We start from the raw sequence: 15,167 nt of genomic DNA, 5'->3' as shown, positions 1-15,167 counted from the left end.
AGACTCCCGCCTCGCGGGAAACACAACGAAGGAAGAGACATGCCGAAGCAGAAGACCCACTCGGGTGCCAAGAAGCGCTTCAAGGTCACCGGCAGCGGAAAGATCAAGAAGCAGCAGGCGAACCTCCGCCACAACTTCGAAGGCAAGCCCACCAAGCGCACGCGCCGCCTGTCGGCCGACAAGATCCTGGCTCCCGGCGACGCGAAGGTCGCCAAGAAGCTCCTCGGCATCTGAGCGCTGCTGCGCACGAATAGGAAACAAACGAAATGGCTAGAGTCAAGCGGGCAGTAAACGCCCACAAGAAGCGTCGCGTCATCCTCGAGCGCGCCTCCGGTTACCGCGGACAGCGTTCGCGCCTGTACCGCAAGGCGAAGGAGCAGGTCACCCACTCGCTCGTCTACGCGTACCGCGACCGTCGCAAGCGCAAGGGCGACTTCCGCCGTCTGTGGATCCAGCGCATCAACGCCGCTGCCCGTCAGAACGGCATCACGTACAACCGCTTCATCCAGGGCCTCGGCCTCGCGGGTGTGCAGGTCGACCGTCGTATGCTCGCCGAGCTCGCCGTGAACGAGCCCGCCGTCTTCGCGTCGCTCGTGGCGACGGCCAAGGGCGCGCTGCCCGCCGACGTCAACGCTCCCAAGGCCTGATCGGGTCTTCGCGTTCCACGCACCGCACGAAGGGGCGTCCTCCGAGAGGAGGGCGCCCCTTCGCCGTATGCTGAAAACGTGCTCGAGAACCCCCGCTCGCCCCGCGTTCGCGCCGTCGCCAAGCTGACCAAGCGCAGCGCGCGTCAGGAGACCGGTCTGTTCCTGCTCGAGGGTCCGCAGGCCGCGCGGGAGGCGCTCGCGTACCGTCCCGACACCCTGGTCGAGGTCTTCGCGACACCTGGCGCGATCGAGCGGCATCCCGAACTGGCTGCGAATGCCGAGAAGGCCGGCGTCGCCGTCGTCTCGGCGAGCGAGGCCGTGCTCGAGGCGATGGCCGACACCGTCACGCCCCAGGGCATCGTCGCCGTCGCGCGTCAGTCGCCGTCGTCGCTGCGTGACATCTTCGCCGCCGGTCCCCGCCTCGTCGCGATCTGCGAAGAGGTGCGCGACCCCGGCAACCTCGGCACCATCATCCGAGCCGCGGATGCCGCCGGTGCGGATGCCGTCGTCTTGACGGGTCGCACCGTCGATCCCTACAACCCCAAGGTGGTGCGCTCGACCACCGGGTCGCTGTTCCACCTGCCGATCGTGCTCGGTGTCGAGCTCGACGCCGCCGTGGCGCGGGCGCACGAGGCGGGACTGCGAGTCGTCGCCGCGGACGTCAAGGGCGAGGAGTTCCTCGACCACCGTGCGACGCTCGCGGAGCCCACGGCGTGGCTCTTCGGCAACGAGGCGCGCGGCCTGGCCGACGAGGCCCTGGCCCAGGCCGACCTCGCGCTGCGGCTGCCGATCTACGGCGCCGCCGAGTCGCTCAACCTGGCGACCGCCGCGAGCGTGTGCCTCTACGAGACCGCGTTCGCCCAGCGCGCCGGCTGAACCCGTCGACGACGCCAGCCGGATGCGCCGTGTATTCCGATTCTGTTACAGATCGGTGACTCGGTGCGTTCCGCGGGGTCCAGGGCGGGGGAGTGCTCTTAATGTGATCTCTTATGACGACTCCCGAAAACCCGGCGCCCCCGACGTCGAACATCTCGGTGCGCCGCGGCGACCCGCTCGTGGTGATCGAGGGCGTGCAGAAGCACTACGGCTCGTTCCAGGCTCTGAAGGACATCGACCTGACCGTCAACCGCGGCGAGGTCGTTGTCGTCATCGGTCCCTCGGGCTCGGGTAAGTCGACCCTCTGCCGCACGATCAACCGCCTCGAGACCATCAGCGAGGGCACGATCACGATCGACGGCGAGAAGCTGCCGTCCGAGGGCAAGGCTCTCGCGGCGCTCCGCGCCGACGTGGGGATGGTCTTCCAGTCGTTCAACCTCTTCGCCCACCTGACGATCCTCGAGAACGTCACGCTCGGTCCGATCAAGGTCAAGGGCATGAAGAAGGCCGAGGCCGAGAAGCTCGCCCGTGAGCTGCTCGACCGAGTCGGCGTGGGGCACCAGGCCGACAAGCTGCCGGCGCAACTGTCGGGCGGGCAGCAGCAGCGCGTCGCGATCGCCCGCGCGCTGGCGATGAAGCCGAAGGTGATGCTCTTCGACGAGCCCACGAGCGCGCTCGACCCCGAGATGATCAACGAGGTGCTCGACGTCATGGTCGGCCTCGCGCAGGACGGCATGACGATGATCGTCGTCACGCACGAGATGGGCTTCGCCCGCAAGGCCGCCGACCGCGTCGTCTTCATGGCCGACGGCCAGATCGTCGAAGAGGCCGTTCCCGAGCAGTTCTTCACGTCGCCCCGGAGCGACCGTGCCAAGGACTTCCTCTCCAAGCTCATCACCCACTGAGACCACCGACCTCCGCGCTCTGCACCGGGCGCGGAAGCCCCAACCAGGAGGACCACATGCGCAAGACACGAATCACCGGCGCCTTCGCCGGTGTCGCCATCGCTGCGATCGCTCTGACCGGCTGCAACAGCGGCTCGCCCACCTCGCCCGGCGGCGCCGCCGGCGGTGACGGCGGCGACAGTAACGAAGCCCTGTGGGAGGTCGCCTCCGACGTCTCGCTCGAGGGCAGCCCGACGTTCGACGCGATCCAGTCGCGCGACAAGGTGATCGTCGGCGTCAAGGAGGACCAGCCCGGTCTCGGCTTCCTCGACGCGACGTCCAACGAGCGCAGCGGCTTCGACGTCGACATCGCACGGTGGATCGCGGCATCCCTCGGCTACGACGAGGACAAGATCGAGTTCAAGGCGATCGCGTCGGCCAACCGTGAGCAGGCCATCGTGAACGGCGACGTCGACTACTACGTCGGCACCTACTCGATCACCGACGCGCGCAAGCAGCAGATCGACTTCGCCGGTCCGTACTTCATCACGGGCCAGGGCCTGCTGGTCGCCGCGGACAGCGACATCGCGAGCGAGGACGACCTCAACGAGAACACGCGCGTGTGCTCGGCGACCGGTTCGACGCCCATCCAGAACATCAAGACGAACTACCCCGAGGTTCCCACCGAGGAGTTCGACCTCTACTCGGCATGCGTCGACGCGCTCATCAACGGCACCGTCGACGCCGTCACGACCGACCAGGCGATCCTGATCGGTTACGCGGCGCAGTACCCCGATGAGATCAAGGTCGTCGGCGAGCCCTTCAGCGAGGAGAAGTACGGCGTGGGCCTGCGCAAGGGCGACGATGCGTTCCGCGCGCACATCAACGAGCTGCTCACCGACGGCGGCGACGCGTGGCAGGGCATCTTCGACAAGAACCTCGGTCAGTCCGGGATCACGGTCGAGCAGCCTGCGGTCGACGCGTACTGAGTCGCACTGACACCATGACCACGGGGCGGGGGCGTACGCGTCCCCGCCCCGCACCATCCAAGGAGACGATGTGGGCGTCATCACCGACAACCTCGACCTCTGGGGCGAGGCTCTCGGCAACACCCTGTTGCTGTTCTTCGCCGGCGGAGCGATCGCCCTGGTCCTCGGCACCCTGATCGGCGCCATGCGCGTCTCGCCGATTCCGGTGGCGCGCGCCTTCGGCACGGTCTACGTCAACACCATCCGCAACACCCCGCTGACGCTCGTCTTCTTCTTCTTCGCGTTCGGCTACCCGCAGCTCGACCTGCCGAACCCCGGCTTCACGGTGCTCGGCGTCTGGGCGCTGGGTATCTATACCGCGACCTACGTCGCCGAGGTCATCCGCGCGGGAATCAACACCGTGCCGGTCGGCCAGGCCGAGGCGGCCCGAGCGATCGGGCTCACGTTCGGCCAGGTCATGACGCTCGTCGTCATGCCGCAGGCCTTCCGGTCGGTCGTGCCGCCGATGATGAGCGTCTTCATCGCGCTGCTGAAGAACACCACGGTTGCTGCCGGCTTCTCCGTGGTCGAGCTCGGCGCCATCCGCGCGAACCTGAGCGAGCGCGGCGAGAACGCCCTGACCGTGCTGCTCTGGGTCGCCGTCGTCTTCGTCGCCCTGGTGCTGGTCCTCAGTGCCGTGCAGCGACGACTCGAGAACAAGTGGAGGATCGCGCGATGACTTCCGTCCTGTACGACGTCCCGGGGCCCCGCGCGATCCTGCGCAACCGCATCCTCGGCATCGTCACCATCCTCCTGGTCGCCGCGGCGATCGGATTCGTGGTCTTCCGCTTCGCGGTGAGCGGTCAGTTCTCCGCCGACAAGTGGTACATCTTCACGTTCAGCAACGTGTGGCTCGGCATCTTCAGGGCGCTTGGCAACACGCTCGCGGCCTTCGGGCTCGCGGCCGTCGGTGCCCTGGCGCTCGGCTTCGTTCTCGCGATCGGCCGCCTGTCGGATCATGCGTGGGTGCGGATTCCCTTCGGCGTCGTCATCGAGGCGTTCCGGGCCGTGCCGGTGCTGATCTTCATGATGCTGATGTACTACGGGCTGCCGACGCTCGGCATCCGCATGGAGCCGTACTGGGCCGTGGTCATCGCCCTCGTCGCCTACAACGGCTCCGTGCTGGCGGAGGCCCTGCGCGCCGGCATCGAGTCGCTGCCGCGCGGACAGAAGGAGGCCGGCTACGCGATCGGTCTGCGCAAGAGCGGCGTCATGCGCCTCGTCCTGCTGCCGCAGGCGGTTCGGGCCATGCTGCCCGTCATCGTCGCGCAGCTCGTCGTGACGCTGAAGGACACCGCGCTCGGCTTCATCATCACCTATCCCGAGCTGCTGTACTACGCCAAGCAGCTGACCTCCCAGCCGGGGCGCCCGATCCTCCAGGCGGGCATCGTCATCGGCGCGATCTACATCGTGATGTGCCTGCTGCTGTCGTGGTTCGCCAGCTTCCTCGAGAAGCGCCTCTCGCGGTCGCCGCGCACCCCAGGCGGCGGCGCAGCTGCTGTCGACCCGCTGCACCACCCGGTGGCGCCGACGACCGATACCGAGCTCATCGCCACGCAGAAGGGGATCGGCAAGTACGACTCCAACAGCTCGGGCGGAGCCTGACGCACAGCACGACCCCGACGGGCCCCTCACGCGAAAGCGGAGGGGCCCGTCGCCGGTAGACTCGACTCCCGTGTCCGACGCACCCGAGATCACCCCTGACGCGGTCGCCGCGGCGGTGGATGCGGCCCTCGCCGCCATCGCCGACGCGTCCTCCACCGCCGAGCTGAAGTCCGCCCGCAACGCCCACACGGCCGAGGGGTCGCCGCTCGCGCGCCTCAACGCGCAGCTGCGGTCGGTGCCCAACGAGAAGAAGGCCGAGTTCGGCAAGCTCGTAGGCCAGGCGCGTGGCCGTGTCACCCAGGCCCTCGCCGCCCGCGAGGGCGAGCTCGCCGCCGCCGAGACGGCCGCGAAGCTCGAGGCCGAGGCGCTCGACGTCACCGCCATCGCCCCGCGCGGACGCGTCGGGGCGCGGCATCCGATCTCGCTCCTGCAGGAGGAGGTCGCCGACCTCTTCGTCGGGATGGGCTGGGAGATCGCCGAGGGGCCGGAGCTCGAGCACGAGTGGTTCAACTTCGACTCGTTGAACTTCGACGTCGACCATCCCGCGCGCCAGATGCAGGACACGTTCTTCGTCGACCCGGTCGCGCGGCACCTCGTCATGCGCACGCAGACGAGCCCCGTGCAGATGCGGTCGATGCTCGAGCGCGACATCCCGATCTACGTCCTCTCGCCGGGCCGGGTGTTCCGCACCGACGAGTACGACGCGACCCACCTCCCCGTGTTCACGCAGTTCGAGGGCCTCGTCGTCGACAAGGGCATCACGATGGCGCACCTCAAGGGCACCCTCGACCACGCGGCGCGCGAGCTGTTCGGCCCCGAGGCGAAGACGCGCTTCCGCACCAACTACTTCCCGTTCACCGAGCCGAGCGCCGAGCTCGACCTGTGGCACCCGACCTTCGCCGGCGGAGCGCGCTGGATCGAGTGGGGCGGATGCGGCATGGTGAACCCCAACGTGCTCCGTGCCGCGGGCATCGATCCCGAGGTCTACTCCGGGTTCGCCTTCGGCATGGGCATCGAGCGGACGCTGATGTTCCGTTCCGACGTGAAGGACATGCGCGACATGGCCGAGGGCGATGTGCGTTTCAGCGAGCAGTTCGGGATGGTGGTCTGATGCGCGTTCCGCTGTCGTGGTTGCGTGAGTACGTCGAGGTACCGGCGGATGCCGCGCCTGAGGACATCCTCGCGGCGCTGGTGTCGGTCGGCTTCGAGGAGGAGGACGTCCACGGTTTCGACCTGACCGGTCCGATCGTCGTGGGCCGCGTGGTCTCGTTCGAGCCCGAGCCGCAGTCCAACGGCAAGACGATCCGCTGGTGCCAGGTCGATGTCGGCGAGGCGAACGGCGGCGTGCGCGGCATCGTCTGCGGCGCCGGCAACTTCTTCGAGGGTGACAAGGTCGTCGTGACCCTTCCCGGCGCCGTGCTGCCCGGTCCGTTCCCGATCGCGGCGCGCAAGACGTACGGCCACGTCTCGGACGGCATGATCGCCTCGGCGAAGGAGCTGGGCCTCGGCGACGAGCACTCGGGCATCCTGCGTCTGACCGAGCTCGGACTCGACCCGGAGGTCGGCACCGACGCGATCGCGCTGCTCGGACTCGACGACGCCGCGATCGACGTCAACGTCACCCCCGACCGCGGCTACGCGCTGTCGGTGCGCGGCATCGCGCGCGAGTACTCGCACGCGACCGGCGCGGCATTCCGCGACCCTGGTCTCCGCGAGTTCGACGAGCTCGAGCACCCCGCGACGGGCTTCGACGTCGCGGTCGACGACCAGGCGCCGATCCGCAGCCGCGTCGGTGCGACCGAGTTCGCGGTGCGCGTCGTCTCGGGCGTCGACCCGTCGCGGCCGACGCCGCCGTGGATGGTCGCGCGTCTCACGCTCGCCGGCATCCGCTCGCTCGGCATCCTGATCGACATCACCAACTACGTGATGCTCGAGCTCGGCAACCCGATTCACGGCTACGACCTCGACAAGCTCACCGGCGGCATCACGGTGCGTCGCGCGACGGCGGGCGAGAAGCTCACGACGCTCGACGGCAAGGAGCGCACCCTCGACGGCGAAGACCTGCTCATCACCGACGAGTCGGGGCCCATCGGCCTCGCCGGTGTCATGGGCGGCGGCACGACCGAGATGACGGATACGACGCGCAATGTGCTCATCGAGGCCGCGATCTTCGACACCGTCACGATCGCCCGCACCGCTCGTCGGCACAAGCTGCCGAGCGAGGCCTCGCGGCGCTTCGAGCGCGGCGTCGACCCGCTGCTGCCGTTCGTGGCCGCCCGCCGCGTCGCCGACCTCATGGTCGAGCTCGCCGGCGGCACGCTCGAGCCGGTCGGTGGCGCGCTGTTCGGCGAGGTGTTCCTCGAGGCGATCGATCTGCCGCGCGGCTTCGTCGCAGGCCTCATCGGCATCGACTACACCGACGACGAGGTCGTCTCGGCGCTCGAGAGGATCGGCGCCGAGGTGACCGACACGGATGCCGGTTGGGAGGTCATCCCGCCGTCGTGGCGCCCCGACCTCACCGACAAGTGGACGCTGGCCGAAGAGGTCGCGCGCATCCACGGCCTCGACCGCGTGCCGTCGGTCCTCCCGACGGCTCCCTCCGGTCGCGGCCTGACGGATGCGCAGAAGGGGCGACGTCGCGTTTCGAATGCGCTCGCGGCCGCGGGCTTCGTCGAGACCCCGTCGTTCCCGTTCACGACGCGAGACAGCAACGATCTGCACGGTTCGGCCTCGGGCGAGGAGCTGCCCTCGGTCAAGATCGCCAACCCGCTCGACGGGCAGGCGCCCTACCTGCGCCGCTCGCTCGTACCGGGCCTGCTGCAGGTCGCGCACCGCAACGTCTCGCGCGGACTGACCGATCTCGCCCTCTTCGAGGTCGGAGCGGTCTTCCTCCCCGAGCCGGGCACGCAGTACGGCACCGCGACGGTGCCGCCGCTCGCCGCGCGTCCCGACGACGCCACGCTCGCGGAGCTCCACGCGTCGATCCCGCCGCAGCCGCGTCACGTTGCGGTGCTCGTCGCCGGCAACGTGGCGCCCAAGTCGCCGGGGCACGCCGCCGTCGCGGCCGATCTCAGCGACGTGTTTGCGGCTGTCGCCGCGATCGGTTCGGCGGCCGGCGTCGACATCGAGATCTCGCAGACCCGTCGTGCCGCGCTGCACCCGGGTCGCGCCGCCGCGCTCACGGTCGGAGGTGTCGAGGTCGGCTACGCCGGGGAGCTGCATCCCGAGGTCTCGGCTGCGGCCGACCTGTCGGGCCGTGTCCTCGTCGCCGAGATCGACCTCGACGCCGTTCTGGCGAGCGCGGGGGAGCGGGTCGTCGTCGCGTCGCTGTCGGGCTACCCGGCGGCCACGCAGGACGTCTCGCTCGTCGTTCCTGCGGACGTGACGGCGGGTGCGCTCGCGTCGGCGCTGTCGGAGGGGGCGGGCCAGCTGCTCGAGTCGCTCCGTCTCGTCGACGACTACCGCGGTGCCGGCGTTCCCGAGGGCTCGAAGAGCCTGACGTTCGCGCTGCGCTTCCGCGCCGACGACCGCACCCTCACGGCGGCCGAGGCGAGCGAGGCCAAGCTCGCGGGCGTCGCCGTCGCGGCCGAGCGTTTCGGCGCCGTCATCCGCGACTGACCTGCGTACCGGGCGCAGTTCCCGACGTCACGCGCGGTTACGGGCGCGCTCCACGTCCGGAACTGCGCCCGACGCGTTCCCGTGACCGGCCGGCCGACCGAGAGGGGCTCAGCGCGAGCCCCAGTTCCAGGCCGGAACGTCGAGCAGACCCTGACCGCGGACCGTCGTCTCGGCGTTCGATCGCTGGAGTTCGACGCGCGACGGTTCTGGCAGAGCGTCGACGAGCGCATCGGCATGCGACACCGTGAGCACCTGCGTGCGCTCGGATGCCGCTCGGATGAGCGAGGCCAGCGGTGCGAGGAGGGAGGGATGCAGGCTCGCCTCGGGCTCGTTCAGCACCAGGAGCGGTGCGGGTCGCGCCGGCAGCAGCGCGGCACACAGCAGCAGGTAACGCAGCGTGCCGTCCGACAGCTCGGCCGCATCGAGCGGACGCAGCAGGCCGGGCTGCTCGATCGTCAGGCGGAAGAGTCCGTCGGAGGTCACGACGCGCACGCGGCTGCCCGGGAACGCCTGGTCGACCGCACGCGCCAGAGCGTCGCCGTGCCCGGCGTCGACGATCGTCGCCCAGGCCGCGGCGAGATTCGCCCCGTCGTGCGCGAGGGTGTGGCTGCGGGTGCCGACCTGTGGCTGACGCGCGGGGGCGTCGAGGTCGACGCGGAAGTGGTCGTAGAAGCGCCACGCGGTCATCGCGCGGCGGAGGGTCAGCAGTTCGGGGGCGGTGTCGCCGTCGGCGAGATCGGTGACGATGCTCTCGTACGGCGCCAGCTGCTGGTCGAGCATCGTCCAGGAGTGCTCGCGCACGCGGGTGAGCTGTCGCGTGCGGTCGATGAGCAACGTCGACGGCTTGGCGACGACACCGGCGAACACCTGTTCGCGTTTAATCTCGGGGTCGCGGGCGAACGGACTGGTCTGGTCGCCCTGCGGGATGCCGAGATCGATGAGGTATCCCAGCTCGTCGGACGCGTAGCCGAGCTGCACCGCGACGGGTCCCCGGCGCACCGTTCCCTGATCTCCGCCGTTCTCGGGTCCGGCCCAGAGGACCGACGGCAGCCCTCCTTCGCGTGCCAGCGCGCCCACGATGTCGCCCCGCGCCGCTGCGGCGAGCAGGCGCAACGCGCGGTAGAGGTTCGACTTGCCCGAGCCGTTGGGGCCGGTGACGACGGTGAGGTCGCCGAGCGGCACGACGACGTCGCGGAGCGAGCGGTATCCCGATACAGCCAGAGTGCGCAGCATCCCCTCACTCTGGCATCTGCGTCTGACACCGCCCTCCGCTTCCCGATAGTGTCGGGGCCGTGAGCGAGATCCCAGCCAGCGTCACCCCATCGTCTCCGGCGGCCGGTGCCGCCCCCGCCCTCGAACTGCTCGGCCTGGTCAAGAGGTTCGGTGAGAAGGTCGCCGTCGACGGCATCGACCTCGTCGTGCCGGCCGGCTCGTTCTACGGACTCGTCGGGCCGAACGGCGCAGGTAAGACCACGAGCCTCTCCATGGCCACGGGGCTGTTGCGCCCGGATGCCGGCACTGCGCGCGTCCACGGGATCGACGTGTGGCGCGACCCGGTGGCCGCCAAGCGCACGATCGGCAACCTCGCCGACGGCGTGCGGCTCTTCGACCGTCTGACGGGGGAGCAGCTCATCACCTACACCGCGATGATGTTCGGGCTGCCGCGCCCCGAGATCGCACCGCGCGTGTCGGACCTGCTCGACCTCATGGACCTGCGCGGCGCAGCCGGGACGATCGTCGCCGACTACTCTGCGGGCATGACCAAGAAGGTCGCGCTCGCCTGCGCTCTCGTGCACGCCCCGCGCCTGCTCGTGCTCGACGAGCCCTTCGAGTCGGTCGACCCGGTGTCGGCCGCGAACATCGAGGACGTCCTGCGCAGCTACACCAGCTCGGGCGGATCGGTGATCGTCTCGAGCCACTCGATGGACCTCGTCCAGCGCATGTGCGACCACGTCGCCGTCATCGCCGCAGGCCGCGTGCTCGCCGCGGGCACGATCGACGAGGTGCGTGCCGGCGAGAGCCTGCAGGACCGTTTCGTCTCGCTCGTCGGCGGACGCCACCAGTCGGAGGGACCGCAGTGGTTGCGACAGTCCTGAAGCTGCGTTACCGCGTTCTCGGGAACACGCTCGCCCGTCGCCCCTGGCAGCTCGTCGGCTTCATCCTGGGATCACTCTGGGGTCTCGGCATCCTCGGCGGGCTCGTCGTCGGGTTCGTCGCGCTGTCGGTGTTCGAGAACCTCGAGGCCGCGACCGTCGTCGCGGTCCTCGGCGGCTCGCTGCTGATCCTCGGCTGGCTCGTGGGGCCGATCATCATCGCGGGGCTCGACAGCACGGTCGACGCCGTGCGGCTGGCGCCGTTCCCCCTGACGCGCCGTCAGGTCATGCTCGCCCTCGCGGGTGCCGGGCTCACCGGCATCCCCGGCATCGTCACCACGGTCGCTGCCCTCGCGACGCTGATCGTGTGGGTGCGGTGGCCGGTCGCGGCCATCGTCGCCGTGCCGACGGTACTGCTCGGCGTTCTCACCTGCGTGCTGGCCTCGCGCCTGATGGGCGAGCTCTCGGGCGGCATGGGCGGCCGGCGCTCGCGCGAGATCATCGGCACCGTCGTGCTCGTCGTCCTCATCATGACCGGTCCCATCCTCACCGGCATCGCCGCGCTGCTCGATCAGGCCGGTGGCGATCTGTGGACGCGATTGCAGCAGGCCGCCGGCATTCTCGCCTGGACTCCGCTCGGTGCCGCCTGGTCGGTCGCCCCGAGCGCGGCGGCGGGGCAGTGGCTTCCCGCGCTCGCCAGCACCGTGATCGCCATCGTGACCGTCGTGGTGCTCTGGATCGTGTGGGACCGCGTCATCGAGACGGCCGTGTCGTCGCCGCGCCAGCGCGCGACTCGCACCGTGGCTGCCGGAAAGCTCGGCCTCTTCGGCGTGATGCCGACCGGTGGTGTCGGCGCGACGTGGGCGCGATCGCTCTCGGGATGGCTGCGTGATCCGCGGTACCTGCGGCAGCTCATCGTCATCCCGCTGTTCCCCGTCCTCTTCGCCTTCACCGGCGGGACCGACGGCTTCATGTTCCTCATCTCGCCGGTGCTCGCCGCGCTCGTCATGGCCGCGGTGGGCTACGCCGATGTCTCCTTCGACGGCACGGCCTTCGGCACGACCCTCGCCACCGGCATCTCCGGCCGTGCCGACCGCCTCGGTCGCCTGCTCGGCGCCGCGTGCGTCGGAGTTCCGCTGATCGGCCTCATCGCGGTCGCCACCGCGGTGGTGTCGGGCGACGCGGCGCACCTGCCCGCGGTGCTGGGAGCGGCCCTCGGCGTGCTGCTGGCCGGATACGGCGCGTGCGCGGTGTCGTCGGCGCTCATCGTCACCCCGGTGCCCGCACCCGGTGACAGCCCGTTCAAGAGCACCCCGGGTCAGAACTCCATCATGGGCCTGCTGGTCTTCGTCGTATGGGCCGCGGTGATCGCGTTGTCGTTGCCGGCCATCGTGCCCGCCGTCGTGAACGCCGTGACGGGAGACGCGATGTGGGGCTGGATCGCGCTGGCCGCCGGTGTCGTGTTCGGCGCAGTGGTCGCGATCGTCGGGGTGCTCGTCGGAGGGCGCACGATCGAACGGACCGGTCCCGACCTGCTCGTGCGCATCAAGTCGTTCCCCACCTGATCGACGTCCGGCCCCGCGGCCCCGCTCGAGATCAGCGGTAGCGGCGGCCCTCGTCGCGTCGGTACAGCCACACGACGAGGGCGCCCAGCGCGATCGTCCACGCGACGACGCCGAGGATCGCCCAGAGGGGCACCTCGGCACCGGTCGCGACGCCGACGACGATCTCTCGGGCCTGACGGATCGGCAGGACCGACGAGGCAGTGTCGAGCCAAGCAGGGAAGAACTGCGGGGGCAGGAACAGGCCGCCGCCGAAGGCGAGCAGGAACAGGGCCACCTGCGTGACGGCGATGGCGGCCTTCGGGCCCGTCGTGAGACCGATGATCGCACCGATGAGCATCGGCGGAAGCGCCGTCGCGATCACGAGCACGATGGCCGCGAGCAGCCGGAGCGGTTCGGGCCGCGCGCTGGTGAAGACACCTCCGACGACGAGCAGCGGCACCATCGCCACGGTCGCGATCGCGAGGGTCGCCAGGATCAGCGCCCCGATGCGGGCGAGCGGGCTGCCGGGGAGCGTCCGCAGATAGGGCGTCCACGGCTTCGAGCGTTGCTCGGCGAGCTCGAGCCCGACCGAGAACAGCCCGGACGACATGAAGGCGAACACGACCATCGAGCAGACGGCGGCGGTGGCGACGCTGCTGTCCGCCACGACCGCGCCCTGGGGCAGCACGAACAGGCAGAACGCGAGGGTCGGGAAGACGACCGACCCGATCACCGCGATCGGAACCCGCGCGGTCTCGATGAGGTTGTATCTGGTCGCGGTCAGGGTGAGCGAGAGCGTGGACATCAGGCGGCCTTCTCGGTGGTGGGTGCGGGTAAGGGTGCGCCGGGGCGCGCGGACGTGGCGGTCAGGGAGAGGAACGCCTCCTCGAGCGTCGCTCCGCGCACCGTCAGATCGCTGAACGGCAGATCGGCGGCGACGAGTGAGCGGACGAGAGCGTCGGAGTCGCCGACGACGGCCGTCACGGCGTCGTCCGCGGTGGAGACGGATGACTCCGGGTCGAGGCGCCGGATGTCGTCCGCCGAGACTCCGCGCAGGGTGACACGGCGTCGCGACACGCTCGACACGACGGCCGCGAGCGTGTCATCGGTGCGGACGACACCGTCGTCGATGACGACGACGCGGTGAGCGAGCTGCTCGATCTCTTCGAGGTGGTGGCTCGTGACCACGACGGCGCATCCGGCGGCGTGCCGGGCGCGGACGGCATCCCACAGGGCTCGTCGGGCGTCGACGTCGAGACCGGTCGTGGGCTCGTCGAGCAGCACGAGGTCGGGGTCGCCGACGAAGGCCAGCGCGACGGACACACGCCGCTGCTGCCCTCCCGACAGCGCCCCGCACTGCTGGCGCAGCAGCGGGCCGAGGTCGAACTCCTCGATGATGCGGGCGCGGGGAGAAGGATGCGGGAAGTGAGCCGCGACGAAGTCGAGCACTTCACCCACGCGCAGGGCGTCGGGCAGCGCCGTCGCCTGTGGGGTCGACCCGAGGCGCACGCGCGAGGACGTGTCGCGCGGGTCGCCGCCGAACAGCCGCACCTCGCCGCTGGTCGGGGTTCGCAGGCCCTCGACGAGCGACAGGAGGGTCGTCTTGCCGGCGCCGTTCGGGCCCAGCAGACCGACGCATTCGCCGGCGTGGATGTCGAGGGTCACTCCGGCCAGCGCGGTGACGTCGCCGAACCGCTTCACGAGGTCGCGGGTGCTGATGAGGGCGGTCATGATCCTCCTCCGAGGAGATCGAGCAGATGGGTGCGGTACGTGCGGAACGCGGCTCGCCCGGCGGGGGTCAGCGCGACGTAGGTCACGGGCTTCCGGCCCGCGAAGGCCTTGCTGGTCTCGACGTAGCCCGCCGCCTCGAGCTTCGCGAGGTGCGTGGTGAGGTTCCCGGCGGTCATCCCGAGCAGCTTCTGCAGCACGGGGAAGGTCACCTCGTCGCCGTCGGCGAGGGCCTCGTTCAGCGCCGTGACGATGCGCAGGCGGGCCGGGGCGTGGATCACCGGGTCGAGCTCGGTCATCGGCTGCCTTCCGCCGGGATGACGCCGCGCAGCATCAGGGTCGCGACGATGAGCATCGCGAGCGGTCCGACGGTCGCGTACACGAGGTAGTTGGTCGGCGTGCCCGCGTACGACGCCACGATCGCGGTGGCGATCATGACGATGCCGAGCGCGTACTGGACGGGGGAGCGCCACAGCGCCCCGCCGGCGAGGTAGAGCACGCCGACCAGCAGGACGAAGATCGCGGGGGAGAGCACTGCCATGACGTCGGCATCCGCGCCGGTGCGCTGCACCGCGCCGATGAGGAGGCCGGCACCGAACATCGACAGCGACCACGCCCAGCCGTACATGGCCCCGGCCAGGCGCGACGGTCCCCGCACGCCCACGCCGGAGCGGATGCCGGCGACGGCGGAGACGACGATGCCGGCGATGAGCACCGTGCCGAAGACGATCCACGCGGGGGTCGTCGGAATGCGGAACCAGGGGTTGCCGCCGCCGTCGGCCGCGCTCCAGATGGCTCCGAATCCGACGATCCACGCCGCCGCCCAGGTGATGAGCATCACCGCGTAGTTGCGGTTGACCCAGTGCGCGGTGCGCCGGCGCTGGTCCTGCATGAGGGCGAGCATCGCCGCCGGGTCGGCCTGCTGCTCGTCATCCATCGAATCGTGCTCCATGCAAACCACTTTGCACTGCAAACCTTGCGCGGTCAACTCGGCATCGTTGCGGTCGCACCGCCGGGTCGAGCGCACTTCGATGGGCCGGCCGCAGTTCGAACGGCGCCCGACGGCCGCAACTGCGCCTCATACCGCGGACGCCGGCAGCGGGGGATTTGGCGGATGCCGCGAGCGAGCGCTACTGTCGGCGCA

General features: G+C 70.1%; 16 protein-coding genes. 11 read left to right on the top strand and 5 right to left on the bottom strand.

From position 1 onward, the window contains the following. Positions 1–39: 39 nt before the first annotated feature. From rpmI to pheT, 9 genes are all read left to right on the top strand, one after another. Positions 40–234, top strand: a complete 195-nt coding sequence (rpmI, locus tag ABIC53_RS07815) for a 50S ribosomal protein L35 (protein ID WP_005048908.1) — start codon at positions 40–42, stop codon at positions 232–234. Between the two features lie 32 nt (positions 235–266). Further along, complete coding sequence (gene rplT / locus ABIC53_RS07810; protein WP_023951735.1) at positions 267–647, top strand: 50S ribosomal protein L20; 381 nt, start codon at positions 267–269, stop codon at positions 645–647. Between the two features lie 78 nt (positions 648–725). Beyond that, on the top strand, positions 726–1,523 hold the full coding sequence (locus tag ABIC53_RS07805) for a TrmH family RNA methyltransferase (RefSeq protein ID WP_114587965.1): 798 nt from the start codon (positions 726–728) through the stop codon (positions 1,521–1,523). 113 nt (positions 1,524–1,636) lie between these two features. Beyond that, positions 1,637–2,428, top strand: coding sequence for an amino acid ABC transporter ATP-binding protein (locus tag ABIC53_RS07800; RefSeq protein WP_112613801.1), 792 nt, complete (start codon positions 1,637–1,639; stop codon positions 2,426–2,428). A 56-nt stretch (positions 2,429–2,484) separates the two neighbouring features. Further along, positions 2,485–3,396, top strand: coding sequence for a glutamate ABC transporter substrate-binding protein (locus ABIC53_RS07795; protein WP_323987442.1), 912 nt, complete (start codon positions 2,485–2,487; stop codon positions 3,394–3,396). 70 nt (positions 3,397–3,466) lie between these two features. After that, on the top strand, positions 3,467–4,114 hold the full coding sequence (locus tag ABIC53_RS07790; protein ID WP_112613805.1) for an amino acid ABC transporter permease: 648 nt from the start codon (positions 3,467–3,469) through the stop codon (positions 4,112–4,114). After that, entirely contained in the window at positions 4,111–5,040 is a 930-nt protein-coding gene (locus tag ABIC53_RS07785) for an amino acid ABC transporter permease (protein ID WP_323987443.1), read from the top strand. The genes ABIC53_RS07790 and ABIC53_RS07785 overlap by 4 nt, the downstream gene beginning before the upstream one ends. Before the next feature lie 70 nt (positions 5,041–5,110). After that, complete coding sequence (gene pheS, locus ABIC53_RS07780) at positions 5,111–6,151, top strand: phenylalanine--tRNA ligase subunit alpha (RefSeq protein ID WP_094261998.1); 1,041 nt, start codon at positions 5,111–5,113, stop codon at positions 6,149–6,151. Continuing rightward, complete coding sequence (pheT, locus tag ABIC53_RS07775) at positions 6,151–8,658, top strand: phenylalanine--tRNA ligase subunit beta (protein WP_354450975.1); 2,508 nt, start codon at positions 6,151–6,153, stop codon at positions 8,656–8,658. Before pheS ends, pheT begins: the two co-directional genes overlap by 1 nt. Before the next feature lie 108 nt (positions 8,659–8,766). Here pheT and ABIC53_RS07770 read toward each other — a convergent pair whose 3' ends face one another. Next, the gene (locus ABIC53_RS07770) at positions 8,767–9,891 is read right to left on the bottom strand and encodes an AAA family ATPase (protein ID WP_282502304.1); all 1,125 of its coding nucleotides are present in this window, start codon (positions 9,889–9,891) and stop codon (positions 8,767–8,769) included. A gap of 59 nt (positions 9,892–9,950) precedes the next feature. Here ABIC53_RS07770 and ABIC53_RS07765 point away from each other — a divergent pair, with 59 nt between their 5' ends. After that, positions 9,951–10,754, top strand: coding sequence for an ABC transporter ATP-binding protein (locus ABIC53_RS07765; RefSeq protein WP_240309665.1), 804 nt, complete (start codon positions 9,951–9,953; stop codon positions 10,752–10,754). Beyond that, positions 10,736–12,316: a hypothetical protein gene (locus ABIC53_RS07760; protein WP_282502305.1), complete on the top strand. Its 1,581-nt coding sequence runs from the start codon at positions 10,736–10,738 to the stop codon at positions 12,314–12,316. Before ABIC53_RS07765 ends, ABIC53_RS07760 begins: the two co-directional genes overlap by 19 nt. Before the next feature lie 31 nt (positions 12,317–12,347). Here ABIC53_RS07760 and ABIC53_RS07755 read toward each other — a convergent pair whose 3' ends face one another. The 4 genes from ABIC53_RS07755 to ABIC53_RS07740 are packed head-to-tail and all read right to left on the bottom strand — an operon-like array spanning position 12,348 to position 14,975. After that, the gene (locus ABIC53_RS07755) at positions 12,348–13,100 is read right to left on the bottom strand and encodes an ABC transporter permease (RefSeq protein WP_354450972.1); all 753 of its coding nucleotides are present in this window, start codon (positions 13,098–13,100) and stop codon (positions 12,348–12,350) included. Beyond that, a complete protein-coding gene (locus ABIC53_RS07750; protein WP_282502307.1) occupies positions 13,100–14,026 on the bottom strand; it encodes an ABC transporter ATP-binding protein in 927 nt (308 codons plus the stop codon). The genes ABIC53_RS07755 and ABIC53_RS07750 overlap by 1 nt, the downstream gene beginning before the upstream one ends. Beyond that, positions 14,023–14,322, bottom strand: coding sequence for a transcriptional regulator (locus ABIC53_RS07745; RefSeq protein ID WP_112613817.1), 300 nt, complete (start codon positions 14,320–14,322; stop codon positions 14,023–14,025). Before ABIC53_RS07745 ends, ABIC53_RS07750 begins: the two co-directional genes overlap by 4 nt. Continuing rightward, positions 14,319–14,975 carry a hypothetical protein gene (locus tag ABIC53_RS07740; RefSeq protein ID WP_274177572.1) on the bottom strand — a complete coding sequence of 219 codons (657 nt, stop codon included), beginning with the start codon at positions 14,973–14,975 and terminating at the stop codon, positions 14,319–14,321. The genes ABIC53_RS07745 and ABIC53_RS07740 overlap by 4 nt, the downstream gene beginning before the upstream one ends. Positions 14,976–15,167 lie beyond the last annotated feature (192 nt).

This window comes from Microbacterium sp. 1262 (assembly GCF_040544895.1).
GTDB classification, from domain to species: domain Bacteria; phylum Actinomycetota; class Actinomycetes; order Actinomycetales; family Microbacteriaceae; genus Microbacterium; species Microbacterium plantarum.
The sequence above is the reverse complement of the archived record's forward strand: the minus strand, read 5'-3'. Positions and strand labels throughout refer to the sequence as shown.

Excerpts from the sequence above, each read along its gene's own strand:
- rpmI (WP_005048908.1), top strand. The coding sequence starts at position 40 with ATGCCGAAGCAGAAGACCCACTCGGGTGCCAAGAAGCGCTTCAAGGTC.
- rplT (WP_023951735.1), top strand. The coding sequence starts at position 267 with ATGGCTAGAGTCAAGCGGGCAGTAAACGCCCACAAGAAGCGTCGCGTC.
- ABIC53_RS07800 (WP_112613801.1), top strand. The coding sequence starts at position 1,637 with ATGACGACTCCCGAAAACCCGGCGCCCCCGACGTCGAACATCTCGGTG.
- ABIC53_RS07795 (WP_323987442.1), top strand. The coding sequence starts at position 2,485 with ATGCGCAAGACACGAATCACCGGCGCCTTCGCCGGTGTCGCCATCGCT.
- ABIC53_RS07785 (WP_323987443.1), top strand. The coding sequence starts at position 4,111 with ATGACTTCCGTCCTGTACGACGTCCCGGGGCCCCGCGCGATCCTGCGC.
- pheT (WP_354450975.1), top strand. The coding sequence starts at position 6,151 with ATGCGCGTTCCGCTGTCGTGGTTGCGTGAGTACGTCGAGGTACCGGCG.
- ABIC53_RS07770 (WP_282502304.1), bottom strand. The coding sequence starts at position 9,891 with ATGCTGCGCACTCTGGCTGTATCGGGATACCGCTCGCTCCGCGACGTC.
- ABIC53_RS07755 (WP_354450972.1), bottom strand. The coding sequence starts at position 13,100 with ATGTCCACGCTCTCGCTCACCCTGACCGCGACCAGATACAACCTCATC.
- ABIC53_RS07750 (WP_282502307.1), bottom strand. The coding sequence starts at position 14,026 with ATGACCGCCCTCATCAGCACCCGCGACCTCGTGAAGCGGTTCGGCGAC.
- ABIC53_RS07745 (WP_112613817.1), bottom strand. The coding sequence starts at position 14,322 with ATGACCGAGCTCGACCCGGTGATCCACGCCCCGGCCCGCCTGCGCATC.
- ABIC53_RS07740 (WP_274177572.1), bottom strand. The coding sequence starts at position 14,975 with ATGGAGCACGATTCGATGGATGACGAGCAGCAGGCCGACCCGGCGGCG.